Consider the following 25,581-nt stretch of genomic DNA (forward strand, 5'->3'; position numbering starts at 1 on the left):
AAACTCAGTCGCGGAAGTTCTGGTACTGCAGCGGGAAGTCGGTGATCGACTTGCGGATCAGCGCGATCACTTCCTGCAGGGTATCGCGCTTGGCGCCGGTAACGCGCACCGCATCGCCCTGAATCGCCGTCTGTACCTTGAGTTTGCCATCCTTGATCAGCTTGATGATCTTCTTGGCCAGCTCCTGGTCGATGCCGGCCTTGACCTTCAGCACCTGCTTGACCTTGTTGCCGGAAATCTTTTGCACTTCGCCGGCTTCAAGACGCTTGCTGCTGTCCGGCTCTTTCTTCTCGAGGGCGGGAAATAGCAGTTCCTTGATCTGGTCGAGCTGGAAGTCCGAATCGCCATGCAAGGTGATGGTTTCGTCCTTCTCGTTCAGTTCGACCTTGGCGCTGGTGCCCTTGAAATCGTAACGGTTGACGATGGCACGCTCGGCCACATCGATCGCGTTTTTCATCGCGACCATGTCGACTTCGGAGGTGATATCAAATGAGGGCATGGTCTTTCTCTTGCTAGGTAAATACGGGGCAGCAATTGCCGCCCCGGTTGCATCAGCCGAAGTGGCAGACGTAGTGCACGGTGTCGGACACGTCGATTTCGAAGCTCGAATCACCCGGCACATTGAACGATTCGCCGCCCTTGTAGGCGCGGGCTTCGCTCTCGCCGGCGAGCTTGACCGTGCAGCTGCCGTCGATCAGCTCCATGATTTCCGGTGCGCCGGTGTTGAACACCAGCTTGGCCGGCAGAATCACGCCGACCGACTTGCGGGTGCCGTCGGCGAGGATGACGGTGTGCGATACGCACTTGCCGTCGAAGTAGACATTGGCTTTCTTGACGACGGCAACATTGTCGAACTGGGACACAAACAACTCCTTGGCGGTCAGGTTATTTTTGCAGCACTTCGGTCAGGACTGTCTTGGCGATGAAGCCGAACATGCCGAAGCCGAGTACGAAAGCCAGCACGATGGTGCCGTAGCGTCCGGCCTTGGAGTCCTTGGCCAATTTGTAAATGATGAAGCACATGTACGCGATCAGCGCGGTGCAGAGGATGGTCACCGACAGGGTGGTGAACGTCTCTTCGTCCATATTCAAAAAGGCTTCGAGCATCGGATTCGTACTCAGTCCTGCTGGTAGTGGGAAGCAGCCGCTTGCTGTGGGGGTTCAAGCCCCCGGCAAGCGGGACGGCGATCAGCGGCCTTTCTTGCCGGCAATGCGCAGGCGCAGCGCGTTCAGCTTGATGAAGCCGCCGGCATCGGCCTGGTTGTAGGCGCCGCCGTCATCGTCGAAGGTCGCGATCGTCTGATCGAACAGCGTGTCCTTCGAGTCGCGTGCAACGACCGAAACGCTGCCCTTGTACAGCTTGACGCGAACCCAGCCGTTGACGTTCTTCTGGGTGTGGTCGATCAGGGTTTGCAGCGCCACGCGCTCCGGGCTCCACCAGTAGCCGTTGTACACCAGGCTGGCGTAGCGCGGCATCAGGTCATCCTTCAGGTGCGCCACTTCACGGTCGAGGGTGATCGACTCGATGCCGCGGTGGGCCTTCAGCAGGATGGTGCCGCCCGGGGTTTCGTAGCAGCCGCGGCTCTTCATGCCGACGTAGCGGTTTTCGACCAGATCAAGACGGCCGATGCCGTGCTTGCCGCCAAGTTCGTTCAGCTTGGCCAGCACTTCGTGGGCCTTCAGACGCACGCCGTTGATCGCGACGACGTCACCGTTCTCGAACTCGAGGTCGACGAACTCGGCCGCATCCGGTGCCGCTTCCGGCGACACGGTCCAGCGCCACATCGATTCCTCGGCCACGGCCTTCGGGTCTTCGAGGTGACGGCCTTCGAAGCTGATGTGCAGCAGGTTGGCGTCCATCGAGTACGGCGCACCGCCGTTCTTGTGCTTCATATCGACTTCGATGCCGTTGGCTTCGGCGTAGGCCATCAGCTTTTCGCGGCTCAGCAGATCCCACTCGCGCCACGGCGCGATGACCTTCACTTCCGGCATCAGCGCGTAGGCGCCGAGCTCGAAACGAACCTGGTCGTTGCCCTTGCCGGTCGCACCGTGGCTGATCGCGTCGGCCTTGGTGTCGCGGGCGATTTCGATCAGGCGCTTGGCGATCAGCGGGCGGGCGATCGAGGTGCCGAGCAGGTATTCGCCTTCGTACAGCGCGTTGGCGCGGAACATCGGGAAGACGAAATCGCGGACGAACTCTTCACGCACGTCGTCGATGTAGATGTTTTCCGGCTTGATGCCGAACTTCAGGGCCTTTTCACGTGCCGGCGCCAGCTCTTCACCCTGGCCTAGGTCGGCGGTGAAGGTGACGACCTCGCACTGATAGGTGTCCTGAAGCCACTTCAGGATCACCGACGTGTCCAGGCCGCCCGAATAGGCGAGTACGACTTTCTTTACATCAGACATGGAATTCCCCGATCGGTAACAGTTGGGTCAAACAGGAGCGGTTGCGCATGCGCAACCGGAAATAACGGTTTTGGGGCCTAGCGCCCCAGTGCGAGTCTGGCGCCGAAGCTGACAAACAGCAGGCCGGTGAGCCTGCCCAGCAGCGGCGCGATCCATCGTCGTCGCGCCAGCCTTTGCGCGATGCGCGCGCCAGCGAGGATCAGCAAGGTCAGATAGCTGATGCTGGTGAACTGAACGATCAGTCCAAGCGCGGCGAACGTGACCGCGACATGCGGGTAGGACGGATCGACGAACTGCGGGAAGAAGGCCATGAAAAACAGGATGGCCTTGACGTTGACCAGCGAGATCGACAACGCCTGTTTGTAGATGTGCTGGGCCGGCACGTCGATCTGCTCGGCGTTGTTTGGACCCCGACGGCCGAACACCAGCTTCAGCCCCAGCCAGCCCAGATAGGCGGCGCCGGCATATCGAACCAGATCGAATGCCACCGGATAGGCCTGCATCAGCGAGGCAACGCCGAGCCCTGCGGCCAGCATCAGCACGAAGTCGCCGGTGACGATGCCCGCGGCCGCTGCAAAGCCGGCACGGGCGCCGCGCTTGGCGGCGACCGACAGCGCAAACAGCGAGTTCGGCCCTGGCATCAGAATGATGACCACGGTACCGACCAGATAGGTCGCGATGTCGGTGATACCCAGAATCGACACGGTTGAATCAGTCCTCGATCTTGCCCAGCAGCAGATATTCGATCACGGCTTTCTGGGTGTGCATGCGGTTTTCCGCTTCGTCCCAGACAACCGATTGCGGTCCGTCGATCACTTCCGGATCGACTTCCTCGCCGCGGTGTGCCGGCAGGCAGTGCATGAACAAGGCCTTGGCCTTGGCCTGCATCATCAGCTTTTCCGACACCTTGTAATTGATGAAGTCCTTCTTGCGCTGCAGCGTTTCGCGCTCGTAACCCATCGACACGCTGACGTCGGTGGTGACGATGTCGGCATCACGCGCGGCCTGGTACGGGTCGTAGAACTGCTCGAAGTTCTCGCTGCCGTAGGTCTGGCCATCGAGCACGGTCATTTCATAACCACGCGGGCAGGCGAGGTTGAGCTTGAAGTTGAACGTCTTGGCGGCCTGCAGCCAGGTACGGCTGACGTTGTTGCTGTCGCCGATCCACGCCACCGTCTTGCCTTCGATCGAGCCGAAGCGTTCGATATAGGTGTAGATGTCGGCCATGATCTGACACGGGTGGTATTCGTTGGTCAGGCCGTTGATCACCGGTACCTGCGAATTCTCGGCAAAGCGCTCGATGATGCTCTGCTCGTAGGTGCGCACCATGACGATGTTGACCATGCGGCTGATAACCTGCGCGACGTCCTCGATCGGTTCGCCGCGGCCCAACTGGGTGTCCTTGCTCTGGATGAACATGGCGTGACCGCCGAACTGTGCCATCCCGGCTTCGAACGACACCCGGGTACGCGTCGACGATTTTTCGAAGATCATGCCGAGCACTTTGCCGACGAAGGGCTGGTAAAGCTCGCCGGCCTTCAGGCGCTCCTTGATGATCTTGGTGCGCCGGAACAGGTAGTCGTACTCTTCGCGGGAGAAGTCGGAGAATTGCAGGTAATGACGCATCGGCAGGCCTTTGTCGTCGCGGCAATCGCGCGCACGTTTTTTCTGATAAAACGGCTATTATTCAGCGGTTTGTCGGTTACTGGCAAGAACGCTGCAGCAGCTTGAGCGTTCGCCGGATGGCTGGACGCGTTCGTTCGCTGATGCGCGGTGGTACAATTCGCTCAGCGCGGGGCTTGAATGCGCGCCTCCGAATCTTCTATTCAGCTGATAGCCAATGATCTGTAATCCATACGAAATTATCATCCAGGGCATCACCAGCAACGGCAGGGAGTTCCGGCCTAGCGACTGGGCTGAGCGGCTGTCGGGCATTCTTTCCACTTTCGGCTTCGACCAGAAGCTTTCGTATGCGCCGTATGTCCGGCCCATGGTGCACGAGAACGTGCGTTGCGTGGCGGTGGACAAGCAGCTCGAGAAAATCGACCCGCGCGTCTTCGAATTCATCATGACGTTTGCGCGCGACAATGACTTGCGCATCGTCGACTGCCGCACGCTGATCGACCAGTACAACGCGGTACCGCCAGGCCGAGCGCCGGCCGCCTGAACGGTTGTCCCCCAGCCGCCCGACGGTTGGCTGTCGTGACTTGTTGCGCCGCACAATTCTGACTATCCTGCATTCAAGAGCCCGGGAGTGGGCGTATTTTGCGATGCGGAATGGGGTGTACGAGATGAGACTGAAAGGCAAAGTTGCGATCATCACCGGCGGCGCCAGTGGTATCGGTTACGCGACGGCAAAGAAGTTTGCCGCTGAAGGGGCCAAAGTCGCCGTGTGCGACGTCAACCAGCAAGGGATCGACGATGTCGTGTCCGAGCTGGTGGCGGGTGGCGCAGAGGCGAGTGGCCATCTCGTCGACGTGACCAATCGCGTGCAGATCGCCGAGATGGTCGAAGGCGTGAAAGCCGGTTTCGGCAGGATCGACGTGCTGGTGAACAATGCCGGCATCGTGCTGGACGCCCAGCTCACGAAGATGACCGACGAGCAGTTTGACCAGGTCATCGATATCAATCTCAAGGGTGTTTACAACTGTACCCGTGCCGTCGTCGAGACCATGGTGGCACAGGGTGGTGGCGTGATCCTTAACGCCTCGTCGGTTGTGGGTGTCTATGGCAATTTCGGTCAGACCAACTATGCCGCAAGCAAATTCGGCGTGATCGGCTTCGTCAAGACCTGGGCCAAGGAACTCGGCAAGAAGGGCATTCGTGCCAACGCAGTGTGCCCGGGCTTTGTGGCGACACCGATTCTCAAGAGCATGCCGGAAAAAGTGATCGCCGCGCTCGAGGAGCGCGTGCCGATGCGCCGCTTGGCGCAGCCCGAGGAAATCGCCAATGTTTATGCCTTCCTTGCCAGCGACGAGGCCAGCTACATCAATGGCGCCGCGATCGAGGTGACCGGCGGTCTGACGCTCTGATACTAGTGCGAAAACAAAAAAAGCCCGGGGGTCGCCCGGGCTTTTTTATTGTTCAACCTGATTTGGCCGGTCCGTCCCAGACGACTTGCCAGTCGTTGCCGGTCCGTTGCCAATACTGGCGCCGGACACCGCCGGCCTGGGCATCGTCGAAGGTCGCCACGCGCTGTTCCGCGGCGATGTCGCCGGCAAGCACGCTGAGATCTTCGGGGAGTGCTCCCGCCTGACCCCGATCGACCATGGCGAGCGCGGCCTGGCGTTGTTGCTGCCAGGCATCGCGCGGTAGCCAGTTGATCTTGCGGACGATAACGACCGGCGTGATGCCGACCTGCAGGCTGGACGACAGCAAGTGCATGTCCTCGTTGCCGAGCGCAACGCAACCGTTCGACGACCATGGCGAGCGCGCATAGGTGTCGTAGGGCACACCATGCAGCCAGATACCATGCCCGGTGCGTCCCTGCTGGATGTCCAGCTCGTTTGGATACGAGATCGGCCAGGCGCCGATGCCATATAGGTCGGCTTTTTTGCCGAGCATCGCATCGAGCTGCGCCCTGGGCATTTCGCTGGTGACGAAGTACACCCCGAGCGGGGTACGCTGGTCGCCTTCCTTGTATTTATCGACGCCGAGCTTGCCGATGGTCGTATAGAAGTCGGCGATCCGTCGGGGTACGCCCTGATCGTTGCTGAACAGATAGACGCGCGAGGTGTCCGTTTCCACCACGACGGCGTGATGCTGTTTCGGCGCCAGGATCAGAAGGTTGGCCGGCAAGGCGTCCGCGGGCGGTGGATTGCGGCTGGCCTGAACACGCGCCATGGCTTCGTGGCGCAGGCCTTCGAGCAGATCCGCCGGTCCGCTGGCTGCACCGCCGACGGTGCGCAGCGGGCCGTTATGCATCGCGTAAAGATCGGCCGACAGCAGGTGGGCCAGACGGTAATCCGGCTCGCGGACGAGCAGCGCGTCGACGGTGGCGCGTGCGTCGCGCATCCGTCCGGCGCGGATGGCGTCGATGGCGGCGACGATCATCTGCTCGGGCGTGCCCTTGGCTGCACGCCCTTCGCGCGACTGGGACGCAGCGTCGAGCGACGCGCTCATCGGTGCGGTGAATTTAGGTTGGGCCGCCGGTGCGAGCACCAGCAGAAGCAGTACGGCAATGAGGCGCCGGGCCCGGGACAACGTGGACGACATGATGATTCAGCCTATCAGCGCCCCGAGCGCTCATCGCTGATCAGCCAGTCGCCACCGCTCTTTTCCAGTACCAGCGTTTTGCCGGTGGTGCTGGTCAGGCGGTCGGAGCGGTAGCTCTGGCGGAAGCGCACTTTGGCGGTCTTGTCGTCGTCACCGAAATCGACGCGAATGTCCGACAGCTTGACTTCGATCGACTTGGGGCCGCCAACCAGCGTGCGTCGTTGCTTTTCCCAGTCCTTGTGGTTCAGGCCGGCCGGCGCATAGGTCCGGGTATAGGCGGCGAGGTAGCCTTCGACGTTCTGCTTGTCCCAGTTTTGCGCCCAACGCTGCACGGCTGCGATGACGTCCTGCTGACGCGGGTCGACGGTTGGCTTCGGCGCTGGTGTCGGCGTCGGCTGCGGAGTGGGGGCCGGCGTGGGAGTCGGCTTCGGGATGGGCGCTGGCGTCGGCGCTGCTGCCGGCGCCGGCGCGACAGTCGGCTTCACCGGTGCCATGGCGATGGCCACGGGTGCCGGCGTCGGCGTCTTGCTTGGTGTGACCGGCCGCGCCGGTGTGCCATTGCGGCTGAACAGTTCGTTGACGAGCTTCAGCTTGGTTTGTGCGCTGCCCTTGTTGCCCTCGAGTTGCAAGGCCTTGTCGTAGGCCTGCGATGCGAGCCGCGCGTACAGATCGCCAAGGTTTTCGTGCGCAGTCGAGTAGCTCGGATTGGTCTGGATCGCCATCTGCAGTGCGGTCCGTGCCTTATCGTACTGGTTCTGCTGCGCGTACAGCACGGCCAGATTGTTGTACGGCTCGGGCAGTTGCGGGTAGTCCTCGGACAGGCTGACGAAGGTTTTGATCGCATCGTCGTTGCGGCCGAGTTCGGTCAGCGCCAGGCCGCGGAGAAAGCGGATTTGCGGGTCTTTCGGCGTCTTGGTCAGGGCGCGGTCGGCACGTTCCAATGCCGGCGCGTACTGACGCGTCTGCAGTAGCTGCTGGATGTCTTCCTTTTCACCGGCCTGAACGGTTCCGGCCAGCAGCAGCAAAGCAAGGGAGAGGCGACGCAAGCGCATGAGCATAATTCCTGTTTTCGGCACGGACCGGCCGACGTAGACTGCGGCGATTCTATCAAAACCCGGCTCTACCGGTTGCTGATCATGCCCCTGCCTGTTGGTTTGCAGACCATCCTGCTGTTAATCGCATCGAACGTGTTTATGACTTTCGCGTGGTACGGCCATCTGAAATTCGCGCACAGCAAGCCTTGGGTGATCGCCGCGCTGCTGAGCTGGGGCATTGCGCTGTTCGAGTACCTATTACAGGTGCCGGCCAACCGGATCGGCTACGGCACGTTCTCGCTGGCGCAGCTCAAGATCATCCAGGAGGTGATCACGCTGTCGGTTTTCGTTCCCTTCGCTTTATTTTATGCCGGCCAGCCGTTCAAGCTGGATTTCGTCTGGGCGGGGCTGTGCCTCGTCGGCGCGGTCTACTTCATGTTTCGCAACTGAAGCGCGGAACGCCAGACTTTCGTCAATGGCGCTCCTGCCGCGGGCGAATACAATCAATTCATATATTCCGTTTACCGAGATTCGCCATGCACATTCACGTCGTCGACCATCCGCTCGTGCAGCACAAATTGTCCTTGCTGCGCGCCGCCGAGATCAGCACCAACAAGTTCCGCATGCTGACCGACGAGTTGGCGCGCTTGCTGGCGTACGAGGCGACCCGCGATCTGCCGCTCGAGCCGGTGACGATCGATGGCTGGTGCGGCCCGGTCGATGTGCAGCAGATCAAGGGCAAGAAGATGACCGTGGTGCCGATCCTGCGCGCCGGCATCGGCATGCTCAACGGTGTGCTCGATCTGGTGCCGTCGGCCAAGATCAGTGTCGTCGGCCTGGCGCGCAACGAGGAAACGCTGCAGCCCGAGCCGTATTTCGAAAAGTTCGTCGGTGATCTCGACGACCGGTTGGCGCTGATCATCGACCCGATGCTGGCCACTGGCGGTTCGCTGGTCGCGACCATCGAGATGCTCAAGCGCAAGGGCTGCAAGGAGATCAAGGCCATCGTCATGGTGGCGGCGCCCGAGGGCGTCAAGCTTGTGAACGAGGCCCACCCGGATGTACAGATTTATGCCGCGTCGCTCGATTCGCACCTGAACGAGCACGGTTACATCATCCCGGGGCTCGGCGACGCCGGCGACAAGATCTTCGGCACGCGCTGACCGCAACGCATGTTGCAGCGGGCGCCGGAAGGCGCCCGTTTTGTGTCCAAGAAGCTGGCTGCGGCCTTCTCCAAGAAAACCAATACGGGGACCTGTATGTTTTCCACTCTCAAACAAGCAATTTCAGGCGCGCAAATCCTGTTCGTCGCCTTCGGTGCGCTGGTGCTGGTGCCGTTGTTGACTGGCCTCAATCCGGCGCTGGCGCTGCTTGGCGCCGGGGTCGGAACGCTGATGTTCCAGGTCGTGACCAAAAGGCAGGTGCCGCTGTTCCTCGGCTCGTCGTTCGCCTTCATCGGGCCGATCATTTTTTCGATCCAGACCTGGGGTCAGGCGGCGACGCAGTTCGGCCTGTTTGCCGCTGGCTTCATGTACTTCCTCATCGCGGCGCTGATCCGCTGGCGCGGCATGGCCTTCATCCACAAACTGCTGCCGCCGGTGGTGATCGGGCCGGTGATCATGGTCATCGGTCTGTCGGTCGCTGTCGCTGCATCGGGCATGGCAATGGGGCAGGGCGGCGGCAAACAGCTGATTCCGTATCAGACGGCCATCCTGCTGGCGGCAATTTCGCTGGCGACGACGATTGTCGTCGCGGTATTTGCCGGTGGCATGCTGCGGCTGGTGCCGATCCTGTCGGGTGTGTTCGTCGGTTATACCGTCGCGGCATTGATGGGCGTGGTCGATTTCGCGCCGGTCGCCGCTGCGCCATGGTTTGCGTTGCCGCATATTGTCCACCCAGAAATCAGCTGGGCCGCCGCGCTGTTCATGATGCCGGTAGCGATTGCGCCGGCGATTGAACATATCGGTGGCGTGATGGCGATCGGTGGCGTGACCGGCAAGGACTACACGGCGTCGCCGGGGCTGCACCGGACACTGGCTGGCGATGGCCTCGGCGTGTGTTTCGCCGGCCTCGTCGGCGGCCCGCCGATTACCACTTACGGCGAAGTGACCGGCGCGCTGATGATTACCAAGAACTTCAACCCGGTGATCATGACCTGGGCGGCGGTACTGGCGGTGCTGCTGGCGTTCTTCGGCAAATTCAATGCGATTTTGCAATCGATTCCGCTGCCGGTGATGGGCGGCATCATGGTGCTGCTGTTCGGTACGATTGCGTCGATCGGCCTGAAAACGCTGATCGATGCCAAGGTCGACCTGATGGCTCCGCGCAATCTGGTGATCGTTGCCGTTGTGCTGACCTGCGGCGTCGGTGGCCTGACGCTGCATCTGGGCGATCTGAACCTCGCCGGTGTGGGGCTGGTGAGTTTGCTGGCGATCGTGCTCAACCTCGTGTTGCCGCAAGACAAGCATCACGAAGGCATCGTCGAAGGGCAGGATGTCTGACCGCAGGCGAGGCTCATAAGAAAACGGCCCCGCGGGGCCGTTTTTTGCAGGGTGAGGGCCGAACTAGAAGAACAGCGGCACCAGCACCATTGCGCACAGCAGTGCCCACGCGGCGGCGCCGACCGACATCACCAGATAGGCGACGTCCTGCGCTTCGATGTCCTCGGTGGTGCCGAGCAGCGACGGTACGCCGTGATACAGCAGGCAGAAGGCCGCGCCGAGCCCGATTGCGCCGCACAGCGCGTTGAAGGGGATGCTCGGCACGAACAGCGTCAGCGCCGATAGCCACAACGGTACGGCGCCCAATGCCGCAAGCAAGTAAGCGCTGTCGCGGTCGGTCGAGAAGTCGCGCATTGCGGCGATCTGGCGAATCACCGTCGCCATCAGCGATACGGTGACGATTTCGGCGCAGAAGAAGATTACCGCGACGGCAATCCAGCGCGAAAACGGTGCCTCGGGTGCGTAGTAGCTACCGTTGATGCCGCCGGCGTAGAGGATCATCGCCGCAGGCAGCAGCGACAATGGAATCACCAGCGACAGCAGCGTTGTTGTGCTGGCGGGATGGCGGGCTTTCAGTTCGTCCCAGCCCTGATGGTAGGATGTCAGCATGTGGGGGTAGTCGCTCGCTTTCATGATTGATCTCCTTGCCACCGTATTGAACTGCGCCGAATGGACGCCTCTCCATGAGGTTAGACCCGTTTGTCGGCGCTGATTCCAGCCGTTCGGTATTTTCCCGGCGGCCGGTCATGCAACGGCGTAAAAAGCGCGCGTCCAAGCGGTGCGGCCTTTCCGTTACAATCGGTGGTTTGAGTCCTTCGCCCCCTATCGAGCATGAGCAACGAGCTTCCGGTCAGCAATTTCATTCGCCACATCATCGATACCGACCTTGCCAGCGGCAAGCGCAGCGCCGTGCAGACGCGTTTCCCTCCGGAGCCGAACGGCTACCTGCACGTCGGCCACGCCAAAGCGATCTGCGTCAATTTCGGCATCGCCCAGGATTACCAGGGCCTGTGCAATCTGCGCATGGACGACACCAATCCGGAGAAGGAAGAGGACGAGTACGTCCACGCCATCCAGGACGACGTGCGCTGGCTCGGCTTCGACTGGAGCGGCGAAACGCGCTACGCGTCGAACTACTTCCAGCAGCTGTACGACTACGCCGAAGAGCTGATCCAGAGCGGCAAGGCCTTCGTCTGCGATCTGACGCCGGAAGCCATGCGCGAATACCGCGGCAATTTCGAGGTGCCGGGCCGTGAGAGCCCGTACCGTACGCGCTCGGTCGACGAAAACCTCGACCTGTTCCGGCGGATGAAAGCCGGCGAGTTCGCTGATGGCAGCAAGACGCTGCGACTGAAGATCGACATGCAGAGCCCGAACCTGAACATGCGTGACCCGGTGATCTACCGGATCAAGCGGGCCGAACATCATCGCACCGGCAACGACTGGTGCATTTATCCGATGTACGACTACACGCACTGCATTTCGGATGCGCTCGAAGGCATTACGCATTCCTTGTGCACGCTCGAGTTCGAAGACCACCGTCCGCTGTACGACTGGGTGCTCGACAACATCAGCATCGGCAACCACCCGCAGCAGATCGAATTCTCGCGGCTGGAAACGCTCTACGTCGTCACTTCGAAGCGCAAGCTCAAGCAGCTGGTCGACGAGCAACTGGTCAGCGGCTGGGACGACCCGCGCATGCCGACGATTTCGGGCATGCGCCGTCGCGGTTACAGCCCGGAAGGCGTGCGCTTGTTCGCGCAGCGCGCCGGCGTGTCGAAGACGCCGAACGTTGTCGATTTCTCGTCGCTTGAAGGCGCCGTGCGCGAAACGCTAGAGGAAGCCAGCCCGCGCGTGATGGCCGTGCTCGATCCGATCAAGGTGACCCTGACCAATTTCGATCCGGCGACGACCGCCTCGCGCAGCGCGCCGTTCCATCCGCATCATGCCGAATGGGGCGAGCGCGAAGTACCGATCGCGCGCGAAATCTATATCGAGCGCGACGATTTCGCCGAAGTGCCGCCGCCGAAGTGGCAGCGGCTGACGCCGGGCGGCGAAGTTCGCCTGCGTTACAGCTACGTGATCAAGTGCGACGAAGTGGTCAAGGACGCCGACGGCCGCGTGGTCGAGCTCAAGTGCTCGATCGACCCGGACACGCTCGGCCAGAACCCGGTCGGCCGCAAGGTCAAGGGTGTCATCCACTGGGTCTCAGCCTCCCACGCCGTCGAGGCCGAAGTGCGCCTGTACGACCGGCTGTTCACCGAAGCCCGCCCGGATGCGGTGCGTGGCGACGATGGCCAGTATGTCGACTTCAAGCAGTTCATCAACGCCGAATCGCTCAAGGTCGTCACCGGCTACGTCGAGGCTTGCGTCAGGGATGCGCAGCCGGAAACGCGCTACCAGTTCGAGCGCCTCGGCTACTTCGTCACCGACCGCCGCGACCACACTGCTGGCGGCAAGCCGGTCTTCAATCGCACCGTGACGCTGCGCGATTCGTGGGCGAAGGAAAACGGTTGATGCGGGCGCTGGCTTGGACACAACGTCCTTGTCCATAATCCTACGATGCTGATCCCACGGGCGAGCCGGTCTCGCCCGTCTTTTTAAGCCCAGAGGACCCGACGCAATGCAGCCAGCCGCTCCGGCAAGCGTACCCACAGTCAGACACTTGTTCAGACAGTTCTGGCGGCTTTCCAAGCCGTTCTGGACCAGCGAGGAGAAATGGAAGGCGTACGGCCTGCTGGCCGTCGTCATCGGGCTCAACCTCGGCTCGGTGTACATGAATGTGTTGTTCAACAGCTGGTACAACACGTTCTACAACACCTTGCAGAACTACGATGCCACCGGCTTCAAGGCGGCCATTTTCAAGTTCGGCTGGCTGGCGGCGATCTGGATTTTCATCAGCGTCTACCGTTTCTACCTGCAACAGATGCTCGAGCTCAAGTGGCGGCGCTGGTACGCCGCGCACATGACGCAGCGCTGGCTGGATCACCAGAGCTACTACCGCTTGCAGCTGACCGATCGCCACACCGACAACCCCGACCAGCGGATTGCCGAAGACACGCAGATGTTCGTCAGCAGCACGCTCGGTCTGGCGCTTGGCTTGATGAATTCGCTGGTGACCTTCTTCTCCTTCGTCACCATCTTGTGGACACTGTCGGGGCCATTGCATTTCACGCTTGGCGGTCACGAATTCCATATCCCCGGCTATATGGTCTGGGTGGCGCTCATCTATGCGCTGGTCGGCTCGGTGGTCACGGTGCTTGTTGGCCGGCCGCTGGTGAAGCTCAATTTCGAGCAGCAGCGCCGCGAAGCCGATTTCCGTTTCGGCCTGGTCCGCGTGCGCGAGAACGCCGAATCGGTCGCGCTGTATCACGGCGAGGTTGGCGAAGTGCGCACGCTGCGTGGCCGGATCGATGCCTTCGTCGCCAACTACTGGGCGCTGGTCAAGCGGCAGAAGCGGTTGACCTGGTTCACCTCGTTCTGGGGCCAACTGGCGATCATTTTTCCGATGATCGTCGGCGCGCCGCGCTATTTCGCCAAGGAGATCCCGCTGGGCGGGCTGATGCAGATCAATAGCGCGTTCGGCCAGGTCTATGGCGCGCTGGATTTCGTCATCGGCAGCTTCGCATCGCTGGCGAACTGGAAAGCCATCATCGACCGGCTGATCACCTTTGAAGACAGCCTGAGCAAGGTCGAGGCCTTACCGGTGCCGCGGCCTGCTCCGACGGCCGAAGGGCTGCGCATCGCGGACCTCAACGTCCGCAGACCCGATGGCACGCCGCTGTTTGCCGGTCTGGCGCTGGCACTGAAGGCCGGCGATCGGCTGCTGGTACGCGGACCATCGGGCAGCGGCAAATCGACGCTGCTGCGTACGCTCGCCGGGATCTGGCCGTATGCCGACGGCGACATGGCCTATATCAAGGAGCGCGGCGTGCTATTCCTGGCGCAGAAGCCCTATCTGCCGCTCGGTACCTTGCGCGAAGTGCTCTGCTATCCGGCGCAGCCGTCGTACGACGATGCCGAACTGAATACCTTGCTCGACGCGGTCAAGCTCCACCACCTCGTCGGTCGGCTTGACGACGTCGACAACTGGTCGCACATCCTCAGCTTGGGCGAGCAACAGCGCATCGCCTTTGCGCGGGCGCTGTTCATCCGTCCTGCCGTGCTGATGATGGACGAAGCCAGTTCGGCGCTCGACGAGACCAACGAAGCCATCCTTTACCAGCTGGTCGAAGACCGGCTGCCCGGCAGCATCATCGTCAGCGTCGGCCACCGATCGACGCTGCTGACCTTCCACAACCATCATCTGGAAACGCTCGGGGACGGCAGCTGGCAGCTGGCCTGATCCGGGTTCGATACTATGACTTCACTGCAAAACGATACTTTCCTACGTGCCTTGCTGCGCCAGCCCGTCGACTACACCCCGGTCTGGCTGATGCGCCAGGCGGGCCGCTATCTGCCGGAATACTGCGCCACGCGCAAACAGGCCGGTTCCTTTCTGCAGCTGTGCAAGAACACCGAACTGGCGACCGAGGTGACGCTGCAACCGCTCGAGCGTTTTCCGCTCGACGCGGCGATTCTGTTCTCCGACATCCTGACCGTGCCCGATGCGATGGGGCTGGGCCTGTATTTCGCCGAAGGCGAGGGCCCGAAGTTCGAGCGACCGTTGCAGGACGAGGCGGCCATCCGCAAGCTCGCGGTGCCCGATCTGGGCGAGCTGCAGTATGTGTTCGATGCGGTGTCGTCGATCCGCAAGGCGCTGAATGGCCGCGTGCCGCTGATCGGTTTCTCCGGCAGCCCGTTCACGCTGGCGTGCTACATGATCGAAGGCGGCAGCTCGAGCGATTTCCGTCGCGTCAAAACGATGATGTACGACCGTCCGGAGCTGTTGCACCACATTCTCGAGGTGAACGCGCAGACGGTGACCGACTACCTGAACGCGCAGATCGACGCCGGTGCACAGGCGGTGCAGATCTTCGACACCTGGGGTGGCGCACTGGCCTACGGCAAGTACCACGAGTTCTCGCTGGCCTATATGAAGCGCATCGTTGGCGGCCTGAAGCGCGAAGCCGACGGACGTCGCGTGCCGGTGATCCTGTTCACCAAGGGCGGCGGTCTGTGGCTCGAGGATCTGGCCGATACCGGCTGCGATGCGCTCGGCCTTGACTGGACCGTCGACCTTGCCGCCGCGCGCCGTCGTGTCGGCGATCGTGTCGCGCTGCAGGGCAACTTTGATCCGAATGCGCTGTTCGCCAATCCGGCAGCGATCGAGGCCGAAGTGGGGCGACTGTTGACGTCCTACGGCGACGGCAGTGGTCACGTCTTCAACCTCGGCCACGGCATCAACCAGTTCACGCCCCCCGAGCATGTGGCTGCACTGGTCGACGCGGTGCACAAGCTTTCACGACATCGTCATGTTGGCTAGAAAAACATCAAATATGACAATGCTTTAGCACGACATTGCTCATGCTTTCGCTGATGTTGAACGTAAGTTATTAACAAAGCAGTGGCGGGTGAGGCAAAGCTTGTCAAGCCCGATCTGCAGATATTTCAGTATCGTTTAATCTTGTTAAGTCATTGATTTATAAAGACATACGAATTCGGTTTAAAATTTGTGCAACCTAGCTGAAGCAAGAGCGACATTGGCTTTGGGGCACATCCACACCAGCTGTTCACAAAGTTATCCACATAATTTGTGGGTAGTTTGTTTGGCCGGCAATTTTCCGTCTTGATTCGCCTCAGAATGCCGCACGCCTACCTCTCGGTTGCCCTCGATGTCCCCTTGCCGCGCAGTTTCGATTACCGTGCGCCGGCGGGCGCGGCGGCGGTCGGTGAGCGCGTCATCGTCCCGTTCGGACGGCAAACGCTGTCCGGCGTGGTGCTGGCGGTCAGCGAGACGGCGCCCGATTTTGCCGGGCTGAAAGACATTGCCGCCGCGCCGGGCGATCTGCCGGCGCTGCCGGCCGACGTGCTGGCACTGTGCCGCTTTTGTGCCGATTTTTATGCCGCGCCGCTCGGCATGGTGCTGGCGGCGGCCTTGCCGGCGGCCTTGCGCCAGCCCAAACCGTGGGGCGGCGATGGCGGCATGCTGCAGTGGCAGGCGACCGATGCCGATGCCTTGCTGGCCCGGCTGTCGCCCCGCGCCAAAAAGCAGCGGCAGCTCGCCGAGCTGCTGCGGACGCCGCAAACGCGCGAGGCGGTGCGCGAGATTGCCGGCGATGCCCTGCGCTGGCTGGCCGACTGGCATGCCGCCGGCGAGGTTATTGCCGTTGCGCCGGCGCGGCCGACTGGCATGCCGCGACAGGCGTCGTTGCCGCAGCTGAACCCGGCGCAGGCAGCCGCCGTCGATGCCGTCAACGCCGCCGAGGGCTACGCCGCTTTCCTGCTTTACGGTGTGACCGGCTCGGGTAAAACCGAAGTCTATCTGCGCGCAATTGCCGAGCGCCTCGGGCGGGGCGAGCAGGTGCTGGTGCTGGTGCCCGAAATCAACCTGACGCCGCAGCTCGAAGCCCGCTTCCGCCAGCGCTTTCCAGACGAAGCCATCGTCAGCCTGCACAGCGGGCTGGCGGATGGCGAACGCACGCGCAACTGGCTGCAGGCGGTGCGCGGCGAGGCGCGCATCGTGCTCGGCACGCGGCTGGCGGTATTCACACCGCTGCCGGCGCTGGGCCTGATCGTCGTCGACGAAGAGCACGACGGCTCGTACCGGCAGCAGGAAGGCGTGCGCTATTCGGCGCGCGATCTGGCGGTCTGGCGCGCGCGCGACCGCAAGCTGCCGGTGCTGCTCGGCTCGGCAACGCCGAGCATCGAAACCTGGAAAAACGCCAGCGAGGGCCGTTACCGGCGGCTCGATCTGCCGTTACGCGCCGTCGGCGGCGCCGTGGCACCGACGATCGAAGTACTGCCGACCGGGCGGATCGCCCTGCAGGACGGCATCCATCCCTTGGCGCTCGAACGCCTGCGGGCAACGCTGGCGCGGGGCGGACAGGCGCTGGTGTTCATCAACCGTCGCGGTTATTCACCGGTGCTGGCGTGCAACGAATGCGGCTGGGTCAGCGGCTGCAAGCGCTGCGACGCCAAGCTGGTGCTGCATCTCGGTGACCGGCGGCTGCGCTGCCATCATTGCGGCTTCGAATGTGCGATTCCGGCCGAATGTCCCGACTGCGGCAATATCGATCTCAAACCGCTGGGGCAGGGCACGCAACGGGTCGAGGATGCGTTGGCCGTGCGGTTTCCCGACACGCCGCCGTTGCGGATCGACCGTGACAATACCCGCCGCAAGGGTAGCCTCGAGGCGATGCTGGCACAGGTGCACGACGGCGAGGTGCGCTTGCTGGTCGGCACGCAAATGCTGGCCAAGGGGCACGATTTTGCCAACCTGCAGCTGGTCGTCGTCCTCAACGCCGACGCCGGGCTGTTCAGCGTCGATTTCCGCGCCGAGGAACGGCTGTTCGCGCAACTGCTGCAGGTGGCTGGCCGTGCCGGTCGTGCCGGTCAGCCCGGCCAGGTGCTGATCCAGACCCGCTATCCCGAGCATCCTTTCTATGCGGCGCTGCTGGCCGGCGACTACGCGGCGTTTGCCGACGAGCAATTGGCGGCGCGGCGCGAGCTGTTGTTGCCGCCGTGCGCGGCATGGCTGATGGTCCGCGCCGAAGCCAAGCGCATCGAGACCTCGCTGGCTTTCCTGAACGCCTTGCGCGGCGCGCTGGTCGGCATGGAGGTACAGGCAATGACGCCGATCGCCGCGTCGATGAGCCGCAAGGCAGGCTGGGAACGGGCGCAATTGCTGGTGACCGCCGCGACGCGCGGTCCCGTCGTTGCCGCTGCCGCCCATCTGGCTGCGCTGCTTGCCGCCAAGCCGCCCAAGGGCGTGCGCTGGGTGATCGACGTCGATCCGCAGGACGTCTAGTTTCGCGGCATACTGGGCTGATCCCTTGTGAGGCGAGCCGGTTATGCGATTGATGTTGATCCTCAACGGCAAGGCGGCAGGCAATGCCGATGTCCGCGTTGCGGTGGGGGCCGTGCGCGATGCAGGTCATGCGGTGCTGGTGCGGCTGACCTGGGAATACGGCGATGTGGCCCGTTTCGTCGACGAAGCACTGGTGGCCGGTGTCGAGACGGTGATTGCTGGCGGCGGCGATGGTACGGTCAACGAGCTGGTCAACGCCTTGCTGGCCGTGGCGCCGGCGCAGCGGCCCGCCCTGGCGGTACTGCCACTCGGAACGGCCAACGATTTCGCCCGCGGCTGCGGCCTGCCGGATGACCTCGGACAGGCCTTGCAACTGGCCTTGCGGCCGCCGACGCCGATCGACGCGGTCAGGGTCAACGAGCGGGCCTTCGTCAATATGGCGACCGGCGGGTTCGGTACGCAGATCACGGTGGAAACGCCCGCCGAGCAGAAGGCCTTGCTCGGCGGGCTGGCTTACTTGCTGACCGGACTGACCCGCTTTGGCAGCATCCGCGCCGATCGCGGCCGCTTGCAGGGTCCCGGTTTCGAATGGGAGGGCGAGTTTCTGGTGCTCGGAATCGGCAATGGTTGCCAGTCCGGTGGCGGGCATCGACTGTGTCCCGACGCGCGACTCGACAACGGCATGCTCGACGTGCGGCTGATCACCGGCAGCGATCTGTTGCCGGCGCTGCTCGGGCAGCTGATCGACGGCGAGAGCGACGAGCATGTGCTGACGGCCCGGTTGCCGTGGCTGGAGGTAAGCACGCCGCACGAGATCAATCTCAATCTCGACGGCGAGCCGATGGCAGGCACGCACTTCCGCATCGAGGTGCTGCCGGCGGCTTTGCGCTGCCATCTCCCGCCGGAATGCCCGCTGCTCGGCCGCACATGAAAAAAGCCCGGCGAGCCGGGCTTCGGTAGGGGGGGCGGGGTTTACAGCGCCTGCTCGTTGATCTCGCCGGTACGGATGCGTACGACGTGCTCGACCGGCGAGACGAAGATCTTGCCGTCGCCGATCTTGCCGGTGTTGGCGGCCTTGATGATGGCTTCGATGGCGCTGTCGACCAGATCGTCGGCCAGCACCACTTCGACCTTGGCCTTGGGCAGGAAGTCGACGACGTACTCGGCGCCGCGATACAGCTCGGTGTGGCCTTTCTGGCGGCCAAAGCCCTTCACCTCGGTGACGGTCAGCCCGGAAATCCCGAGGTCGGACAGCGCCTCGCGCACTTCGTCGAGTTTGAACGGCTTGATGATCGCTTCAATTTTCTTCATGTCGGGGTCCGTGGGCATTCGCAATGAATAAACGCGATTATAAGCGGCTTGCGCCGCTTACGGGTTAGCGGCGCCGAGCCTGAGCGTGCGGGTCTTGCCGTCGCCGGGCAGGCTGTCGAGCAAGGGCGCGAACAGCGCGGCCTGACCGTCGGCGGCGCGCAGCGTCAATTCGCCCCGTGGTCCGGTCGGGCCGATCGATCCCTTGCCGTTGATGTCGAGTCGTCCGCCCAGCGGCGCCAGCTGCCAATCCAGCCGGTCGCCGTTGCGTTGCAGCGACACGTTGTAGCTGCCGAACGGATTGGCCTGCGGCGTGACCAGCGAGCTGGCGTCCAGCCACTGCACGCGGGCGCCGTCGAGCGTCTGACGGTCGAGCCGCTTGGTGTTGAGCAACAAGGTGCCGCCGAGCTGGAACGGCGCCAGTGCCTTGATCTGTGCCAGCAGCGGCGATGCAGGCAGCCGCGCGCTGAGGTCTTCGATGCGGGTACCGCTCAAGCCGGCCAGGAGCCTGGCCGACAGCGGCGTCGCCGGATCGGCGCTGCTCAGCGACCAGGCCAGCTCGCCGCGGAGCAGCCCGGCGGCTTGCCAGCGCCAGGCCAGCCCGCGGACCAGCTCCTGACCGTCGAGGCCGAGCTGGGTTGCCCGGCCCTCCCACAGCGTGCCGCTGACGCCGGACAGTTGCAGCGGTGCTGGCGCCAGGCCGACCAGCACGCTGGCGGGCAGGCGGATGCCAATGAAGAGCAGGGCGGCGATGCCGCCGGTCACAAGCAGACGTTTCATGGCTCGACCACCAATTCGGCCTGCACCGTGCCGCCTTGACCGTGGACATCCGCGCGAATGACGCGCAGATGCTGGTCGTTTTCCAGCGCACCCAGTAAGGCGAGAACGCGTTCGAACGGTGCGCCACCGATGACGATGCGCACCTGCTCGCCCGGCAGCGCCTGCAGTTCGGCGCCGAGCTGCAGCGCGTCGAGCGTGGCCTGCACATGCTGGCGCAAGGCGCCGGGCGCGATGCTGGCACGCGCGCCGGATTGTTTGAATTCGGCAACACCGCGCTGCAGGTCGGCCAGGCTGGCCTGCAGTTCGGGCAGTTGCCGCGTCAGCCGCGCCGAAGCTTGTGTCACCGGCTGCCAGACGCCGGCGTAGAGCGCCGCCGCGACGAGCGCGGATCCGCCGATCATCAGCGCGCGCCGTTCTCGCGGCGCGCGGTCGCGCCAGCTGTTTTGCAGAGTCTGAAGCGAGGGCATGGGTATTACCATTGCAAGCGGACGCGGTCGGCGCCAGCTGGTTCACGGGTGATCGTTTCGCCGGCTGCGGCCAGCTGTGCCGCGGCCGCATCGGCGGCGGCGGTGTTCAGTTCCAGCGTCAGCCGGCCATTCTGATACGTGATGCGGCTGATTGCGCCGGCGCCGATGCCGGCGTTTTCCAGCCGTTGCAGCCGCGCCGTCAGCGTATCGGCCTTGCTGCCGGACTGGCGCAGCTTGCTCGCCAGTTGCAGCGCCGGGTCAACGATGGGCTCGCCAGGGAAGGCGGCGGCATAACTTTGCCGCAACGCCTGCCGCGCGGCATCAACCGACTGGCGCAGCTGCCACCAGTGCGCGACGTTGCCGATCAGCCACAATGCCAGCGCCACACCGAGGAGCGTGCCGGCGTGGCGCCAAAGGCGCCAGTCGAGCTTCGGCGCGGTCCGTGGCGTCAAATCACCCTGTAACAGATTGACGCCATCGCAAGCCTGCAGGGCGAGGCTGTCCAGATCGAGCGCCGAGGCGTCGCCGGCCAGGGTGGCAAGCAACGAGGCGTCGTCGAGCCAGACCGTGTCACCGTTGTCGTCACGCAGCAGCGCACCCGGCTCGATCGACAGTTGCAACGCGCCCTGATCGGATGGCAGCAGATCGGCCAGCGCCCACGCTGCGGCCGGTGTGCGCTGCGTGGCGGCAAAGTGTTGCAACCACGCAGTCAGCCAAGCCTTGTCGATGCTGCGAACGTCGACGCGGCCGTCGGTGTTGGCACGCAGCGCCAAGTGCAGCGTGTCGACCGGTGCGAGCAGTTCGTCGTCGAGGGCGTGCGGCAGCAGCGCGCGCAGCTTGGCCGGCGACTGGCGCGGCAAGGTCAGCGTGTGCAGGCCGGTGTGTGCCGGGTGGATCAGCCATTCGAGACGCTCCGCGGCAGGCAGGGCGTCGACGCAGGCGTGGCCGTGATCCTCAAGGGCGCCAGGTTCACCGGCCCACCAGGATAGTGGCGCAGGCGATGACGGATCGCCGTCGATCAGGACCCGGATGAGCGGATAGCGGTTGGCGGAGTGCATGAAACGGTCGGAAGCCGGGTGGGAAAATTCGTCGCGAGTATGACACAGCAGTGTTGCGGCTAAACGGCAGCGGTACGGGTTTGGTTGCGGTTTGTTTTTTGGGCGCGCTTTCCCCTATAATCGCAGGCTTGTCTGCAGGCTGCCTCGCATTTGATGCGCGGTTCAGTCGCCGGCGTTGCGAGCGTGGCGGAATTGGTAGACGCACTGGATTTAGGTTCCAGCGTCGTAAGACGTGAGAGTTCGAGTCTCTCCGCTCGCACCACCCGAACCCCCGGCCGGGGTCATACGGATTGCCGTGATGACGCCCCCGGATGTTCTGCCGGAACGGCCAGCCCCGAACCCTGATCGCGGCCTCTGTCGCTGCCGCGAGCGACACTCAAATTCCAAGGAAGGTTACGATGCAAGCACAACTGGAAACCCTGAGCGGGCTTGAGCGCCGCCTCAGCTTCTCCGTTCCGCGTGAAGAAATCGGCAAGCAAGTCGATGCCCGCCTGAAGCGCGTGGCCAAGACCGCCAAGATCGCCGGCTTCCGTCCGGGCAAGGCACCGATCAAGATCGTTGCACAACAGTATGGTTTCCGCGTTCAGGAAGAAGTGCTCGGCGAAACCGTCGAGCGTTCGTTCGGCCTGGCCGTGCAAGAGCAAAAGCTGCAAGTGGCCGGCTACCCGCGTTTCGAGCCGAAGGCTGACGCGGTCGAAGACGGCGACTTCCAGTTCATCGCGACGTTCGAAGTCTACCCGGAAGTCGCCATTGGCGATTTGACCGGCAAGGAAATCGAAAAGCCGACGCTGACCATCGGCGACGCCGAAATCGACAAGACCGTCGACATCCTGCGCAAGCAACGCACCCGCTACGAGCGTGTCGAGCGTGCTGCTGCCGATGAAGACCGCGTCATCATCGACTTCAAGGGCACCATCGACGGTGAGCCGTTCAACGGCGGTTCGTCGGACAACTATGCCTTCCTGCTCGGCAAGGGCCAGATGCTGCCCGAGTTCGAAGCCGGCATCCGCGGCATGAAGGAAGACGAGACCAAGAACGTTGAAGTCAACTTCCCGGCCGATTATCACGGCAAGGACGTGGCCGGTAAGACCGCCGTGTTCGCGATCACCGTCAAGAACGTGGCCGCAGCGCTGCTGCCGGAAGTCAACGAAGACTTCGCCAAGGCCATGGGCATTGCCGATGGCGACGTTGCCAAGATGCGCGACGAAGTGAAGAAGAACCTTGAGCGTGAAGTGCGTTTCCGCCTGAAGGCCCGTGCCAAGGAAAACGTCATGACCGCGCTGATCGAAGCCGCGCCGGTTGATCTGCCGAAGTCGCTGGTGGGTCTGGAAATCGGTCGTCTGGCCGAACAGGCACAGGCGGACTTGAAACAGCGCGGCATCGACCCCAAGTTGGTACCGTTCTCGCCGGCCATGTTCGAGGCACAAGCGCAACGTCGCGTGCACCTCGGTCTGGTGCTGGCCGAACTGGTGAAGGCCAACGGTCTGGAAGCCAAGCCGGAGCAGACCAAGGCAATCATTGCTGATCTGGCCGAGAATTACGAAGATCCGACCGACGTGATCGCTTGGTACTACGAAGATCGCCAGCGTCTTGCCGGTCCGGAATCGATGGCGCTCGAAGACAACGTCGTGGACTTCGTTCTGTCCAAGGCCAAGGCTGTTGAAAAGCCGGTCAGCTTCGATGAGCTGATGGGCCAGCAGGGCTAAGTTTCCTCCCTTGCTGAGCGGCCGGTACGGGCTGCGGCGCAGGCGATGCCCTAAGGGTACGCCGGCCCCGCAACCGGCCGGCCGTTGTCGTCTGGTAGCGAAGAAAACAACCCCACTCATTAGAGGTGATCATGCAACGATCGGAATTTGACCCGCAAGGCCTCGGCTACGTGCCGATGGTGATCGAACAGAGCGGTCGTGGTGAGCGTGCGTACGACATCTACTCGCGGCTGTTGCGCGAGCGGGTGATCTTTCTGGTGGGGCCGGTGAATGACGCCACTGCCAATGTAATCGTCGCGCAGCTCCTGTTCCTGGAAAGCGAAAATCCGGACAAGGACATCCACTTCTATATCAATTCGCCGGGTGGTTCGGTCACGGCCGGTCTGGCGATCTACGACACCATGCAGTTCATCAAGCCCAAGGTCTCGACCCTGTGCAACGGCCTTGCTGCCTCGATGGGTGCATTCCTGCTGGCGGCCGGCGCCGAAGGCAAGCGTTTTGCGCTGCCGAACGCGCGCATCATGATCCACCAGCCGCTGATTGGCGGTCTGGCCGGCCAAGCGTCGGATATCGAAATCCATGCGCGCGAGCTGATCAAGACCAAGCGCTCGCTGAACGAAATGCTGGCCAAGCACACCGGCCAGCCGATCGAGACGATCGAGCGCGATACCGATCGTGACAATTTCATGAGCGCGGTCGAAGCCAAGAGCTACGGTCTGATCGACGACGTGTTGGTGTCGCGCCAGGCGCTGACCCAGTCCCTCGACTAAGCGATGTACGTTCGCCCGGTGTTCGGCGCCGGGCGAGCTTCCGACCATCTTTACGTATCCGCCCCGAAGCGTAACCTCAAGGAGGGGGGACCATGACCGACAAATCCAACGAAAAACTGCTTTACTGCTCGTTCTGCGGCAAAAGCCAGCACGAAGTCAAAAAGCTGATTGCCGGCCCGCAGGTATTCATTTGCAATGAGTGCATCGAGTTGTGCACCGACATCCTCAAGGATGAAGCAACGCAGTTGCCTGGCGTCGAAGCAGCCAGCGGCGACGGCAAGAAGCTGCCGGTACCGACCGAGATCCGCGCGACGCTGGACCAGTATGTGATTGGTCAGGAACGCGCCAAGAAGATCTTGGCCGTTGCGGTTTACAACCATTTCAAGCGCCTGTCGACCAAGAGTGGCAAGTCGGCCAATGGTGTCGAACTCGCCAAGTCGAACATCCTCTTGATCGGTCCGACCGGTTCGGGCAAGACGCTGCTGGCGCAGACGCTGGCCAAGCAGCTCGACGTGCCGTTCGTGATTGCTGACGCAACGACGCTGACCGAAGCCGGTTACGTCGGTGAAGACGTCGAGCACATCATTGCCAAACTGTTGGCACAGTGCGATTTCGACGTCGAAAAGGCCCAGCGTGGCATCGTCTATATCGACGAAATCGACAAGATCGCCCGCAAGTCGGAAAACCCGTCGATCACCCGCGACGTATCGGGCGAGGGCGTGCAGCAGGCCTTGCTCAAACTCGTCGAAGGCACCGTCGCGTCGGTACCGCCGCACGGTGGCCGCAAGCATCCGAACCACGAGATGCCGCAGGTCGATACGACCAACATCCTGTTCATTTGCGGCGGTGCGTTCGAAGGCCTGGCTAAGATCATCCGCAACCGCTCGGTCAAGGGCGGAATCGGCTTCGGTGCCGAGGTCGTCAGCAAGGATGAAAAGGCGGGTCTGGGTACGGTATTGCACGACGTCGAGCCCGACGATCTGGTGCGTTTCGGCCTGATCCCCGAATTTGTCGGCCGTCTGCCGGTGATTGCCACGCTCGACGAACTGGATGAAGCTGCGCTGGTGAACATCCTGACCGAGCCGAAGAACGCGCTGCTCAAGCAGTATCAGGCGCTGTTCGACATGGAAGGCGTCGAGCTCGATATCGAATCGGATGCACTGGAAGCCATTGCCAAGAAGGCCATGGAGCGTCGTACCGGTGCGCGTGGCCTGCGTTCTATCCTCGAAGGCACGCTGCTCGATACCATGTACGAGTTGCCGGCGCTTGAGGGCGTTGCCAAGGTCGTCGTCGACAAGACCGTGATCGAAAGCGGTACTTCGCCGCAAATGGTTTACGGGGCCGTGGACGAGCCCGATCAACCCGAAGCCGCCTGATCGAATCCGCCCGCCGCGTGCGGGCGGATTATATTTTGGCGACGTGGGCGC

Annotated in this window: 26 protein-coding genes and 1 tRNA gene; 14 read left to right on the plus strand and 13 right to left on the minus strand. The window is 62.8% G+C overall.

The features are described 5' to 3' along the window. Positions 1-4: 4 nt before the first annotated feature. The 6 genes from R0382_RS11755 to argF all read right to left on the minus strand — a co-directional run bounded on the left by R0382_RS11755 (position 5) and on the right by argF (position 4,032). Complete coding sequence (locus R0382_RS11755) at positions 5-499, minus strand: YajQ family cyclic di-GMP-binding protein (protein ID WP_432719777.1); 495 nt, start codon at positions 497-499, stop codon at positions 5-7. A gap of 52 nt (positions 500-551) precedes the next feature. Then, complete coding sequence (locus R0382_RS11760) at positions 552-863, minus strand: pyrimidine/purine nucleoside phosphorylase (protein ID WP_432719778.1); 312 nt, start codon at positions 861-863, stop codon at positions 552-554. 22 nt (positions 864-885) lie between these two features. Continuing rightward, entirely contained in the window at positions 886-1,107 is a 222-nt protein-coding gene (locus tag R0382_RS11765) for a DUF2788 domain-containing protein (protein WP_432719779.1), read from the minus strand. 81 nt (positions 1,108-1,188) lie between these two features. Next, positions 1,189-2,406, minus strand: a complete 1,218-nt coding sequence (locus R0382_RS11770) for an argininosuccinate synthase (RefSeq protein ID WP_432719780.1) — start codon at positions 2,404-2,406, stop codon at positions 1,189-1,191. Positions 2,407-2,483: 77 nt separating this feature from the next. Next, the gene (gene leuE, locus R0382_RS11775; protein WP_432719781.1) at positions 2,484-3,110 is read right to left on the minus strand and encodes a leucine efflux protein LeuE; all 627 of its coding nucleotides are present in this window, start codon (positions 3,108-3,110) and stop codon (positions 2,484-2,486) included. Positions 3,111-3,117: 7 nt separating this feature from the next. Next, positions 3,118-4,032 carry an ornithine carbamoyltransferase gene (gene argF, locus R0382_RS11780; RefSeq protein WP_432719782.1) on the minus strand — a complete coding sequence of 305 codons (915 nt, stop codon included), beginning with the start codon at positions 4,030-4,032 and terminating at the stop codon, positions 3,118-3,120. A 214-nt stretch (positions 4,033-4,246) separates the two neighbouring features. On the opposite strand from argF, the gene R0382_RS11785 reads away from it, so the two are divergent. Both R0382_RS11785 and R0382_RS11790 read left to right on the plus strand, forming a co-directional pair. Next, the gene (locus tag R0382_RS11785) at positions 4,247-4,573 is read left to right on the plus strand and encodes a DUF3579 domain-containing protein (RefSeq protein ID WP_432719783.1); all 327 of its coding nucleotides are present in this window, start codon (positions 4,247-4,249) and stop codon (positions 4,571-4,573) included. A gap of 124 nt (positions 4,574-4,697) precedes the next feature. Continuing rightward, entirely contained in the window at positions 4,698-5,438 is a 741-nt protein-coding gene (locus R0382_RS11790) for a beta-ketoacyl-ACP reductase (protein ID WP_432719784.1), read from the plus strand. A gap of 52 nt (positions 5,439-5,490) precedes the next feature. Here the strand turns inward: R0382_RS11790 and R0382_RS11795 are convergent, their stop codons facing one another. Then, a complete protein-coding gene (locus R0382_RS11795) occupies positions 5,491-6,621 on the minus strand; it encodes a L,D-transpeptidase family protein (RefSeq protein ID WP_432719785.1) in 1,131 nt (376 codons plus the stop codon). Between the two features lie 14 nt (positions 6,622-6,635). Continuing rightward, positions 6,636-7,673, minus strand: a complete 1,038-nt coding sequence (locus tag R0382_RS11800) for a tetratricopeptide repeat protein (protein ID WP_432719786.1) — start codon at positions 7,671-7,673, stop codon at positions 6,636-6,638. Between the two features lie 84 nt (positions 7,674-7,757). Between R0382_RS11800 and R0382_RS11805 the strand changes: the two genes are divergently transcribed. From R0382_RS11805 to R0382_RS11815, 3 genes are all read left to right on the plus strand, one after another. Continuing rightward, the gene (locus R0382_RS11805; RefSeq protein WP_432719787.1) at positions 7,758-8,105 is read left to right on the plus strand and encodes a DMT family protein; all 348 of its coding nucleotides are present in this window, start codon (positions 7,758-7,760) and stop codon (positions 8,103-8,105) included. An 86-nt stretch (positions 8,106-8,191) separates the two neighbouring features. Beyond that, positions 8,192-8,818: a uracil phosphoribosyltransferase gene (gene upp / locus R0382_RS11810; RefSeq protein ID WP_432719788.1), complete on the plus strand. Its 627-nt coding sequence runs from the start codon at positions 8,192-8,194 to the stop codon at positions 8,816-8,818. A 96-nt stretch (positions 8,819-8,914) separates the two neighbouring features. Beyond that, entirely contained in the window at positions 8,915-10,156 is a 1,242-nt protein-coding gene (locus R0382_RS11815) for a uracil-xanthine permease family protein (protein ID WP_432719789.1), read from the plus strand. 63 nt (positions 10,157-10,219) lie between these two features. Here R0382_RS11815 and R0382_RS11820 read toward each other — a convergent pair whose 3' ends face one another. Continuing rightward, positions 10,220-10,789, minus strand: coding sequence for a Yip1 family protein (locus R0382_RS11820; protein ID WP_432719790.1), 570 nt, complete (start codon positions 10,787-10,789; stop codon positions 10,220-10,222). 198 nt (positions 10,790-10,987) lie between these two features. Here R0382_RS11820 and R0382_RS11825 point away from each other — a divergent pair, with 198 nt between their 5' ends. The 5 genes from R0382_RS11825 (at position 10,988) to yegS (ending at position 18,996) form a co-directional block, all read left to right on the plus strand. Then, positions 10,988-12,673, plus strand: coding sequence for a glutamine--tRNA ligase/YqeY domain fusion protein (locus R0382_RS11825; protein ID WP_432719791.1), 1,686 nt, complete (start codon positions 10,988-10,990; stop codon positions 12,671-12,673). Positions 12,674-12,821: 148 nt separating this feature from the next. Next, positions 12,822-14,501 carry an ABC transporter ATP-binding protein/permease gene (locus tag R0382_RS11830; protein WP_432719792.1) on the plus strand — a complete coding sequence of 560 codons (1,680 nt, stop codon included), beginning with the start codon at positions 12,822-12,824 and terminating at the stop codon, positions 14,499-14,501. A gap of 15 nt (positions 14,502-14,516) precedes the next feature. After that, positions 14,517-15,581, plus strand: coding sequence for a uroporphyrinogen decarboxylase (gene hemE, locus R0382_RS11835; RefSeq protein ID WP_432719793.1), 1,065 nt, complete (start codon positions 14,517-14,519; stop codon positions 15,579-15,581). Positions 15,582-15,899: 318 nt separating this feature from the next. Continuing rightward, the gene (locus R0382_RS11840) at positions 15,900-18,065 is read left to right on the plus strand and encodes a primosomal protein N' (protein ID WP_432719794.1); all 2,166 of its coding nucleotides are present in this window, start codon (positions 15,900-15,902) and stop codon (positions 18,063-18,065) included. Between the two features lie 43 nt (positions 18,066-18,108). Further along, positions 18,109-18,996 carry a lipid kinase YegS gene (yegS, locus tag R0382_RS11845; RefSeq protein WP_432719795.1) on the plus strand — a complete coding sequence of 296 codons (888 nt, stop codon included), beginning with the start codon at positions 18,109-18,111 and terminating at the stop codon, positions 18,994-18,996. Between the two features lie 41 nt (positions 18,997-19,037). Here the strand turns inward: yegS and R0382_RS11850 are convergent, their stop codons facing one another. From R0382_RS11850 to gspL, 4 genes are read right to left on the minus strand one after another with little or no spacing between them, the layout of a single operon-like run. Continuing rightward, on the minus strand, positions 19,038-19,376 hold the full coding sequence (locus R0382_RS11850; RefSeq protein ID WP_203536976.1) for a P-II family nitrogen regulator: 339 nt from the start codon (positions 19,374-19,376) through the stop codon (positions 19,038-19,040). A gap of 57 nt (positions 19,377-19,433) precedes the next feature. Then, positions 19,434-20,153 (minus strand): type II secretion system protein N, encoded by a 720-nt coding sequence (gene gspN / locus R0382_RS11855; protein WP_432719796.1) that lies wholly within the window; start codon positions 20,151-20,153, stop codon positions 19,434-19,436. After that, positions 20,150-20,632, minus strand: a complete 483-nt coding sequence (gene gspM / locus R0382_RS11860; RefSeq protein WP_432719797.1) for a type II secretion system protein GspM — start codon at positions 20,630-20,632, stop codon at positions 20,150-20,152. Before gspM ends, gspN begins: the two co-directional genes overlap by 4 nt. Beyond that, positions 20,626-21,678 carry a type II secretion system protein GspL gene (gspL, locus tag R0382_RS11865; protein WP_432719798.1) on the minus strand — a complete coding sequence of 351 codons (1,053 nt, stop codon included), beginning with the start codon at positions 21,676-21,678 and terminating at the stop codon, positions 20,626-20,628. The genes gspM and gspL overlap by 7 nt, the downstream gene beginning before the upstream one ends. Before the next feature lie 177 nt (positions 21,679-21,855). On the opposite strand from gspL, the gene R0382_RS11870 reads away from it, so the two are divergent. From R0382_RS11870 to clpX, 4 genes are all read left to right on the plus strand, one after another. After that, a tRNA-Leu gene (locus R0382_RS11870) sits at positions 21,856-21,940 on the plus strand. 136 nt (positions 21,941-22,076) lie between these two features. Beyond that, a complete protein-coding gene (gene tig, locus R0382_RS11875; protein WP_432719799.1) occupies positions 22,077-23,384 on the plus strand; it encodes a trigger factor in 1,308 nt (435 codons plus the stop codon). A gap of 131 nt (positions 23,385-23,515) precedes the next feature. Continuing rightward, positions 23,516-24,154 carry an ATP-dependent Clp endopeptidase proteolytic subunit ClpP gene (gene clpP / locus R0382_RS11880; protein ID WP_432719800.1) on the plus strand — a complete coding sequence of 213 codons (639 nt, stop codon included), beginning with the start codon at positions 23,516-23,518 and terminating at the stop codon, positions 24,152-24,154. Between the two features lie 92 nt (positions 24,155-24,246). Beyond that, positions 24,247-25,530: an ATP-dependent Clp protease ATP-binding subunit ClpX gene (gene clpX / locus R0382_RS11885; RefSeq protein WP_432719801.1), complete on the plus strand. Its 1,284-nt coding sequence runs from the start codon at positions 24,247-24,249 to the stop codon at positions 25,528-25,530. Positions 25,531-25,581 lie beyond the last annotated feature (51 nt).

The sequence above is a fragment of the Jeongeupia wiesaeckerbachi genome (assembly GCF_050916355.1).
Lineage (GTDB): Bacteria > Pseudomonadota > Gammaproteobacteria > Burkholderiales > Chitinibacteraceae > Jeongeupia > Jeongeupia wiesaeckerbachi.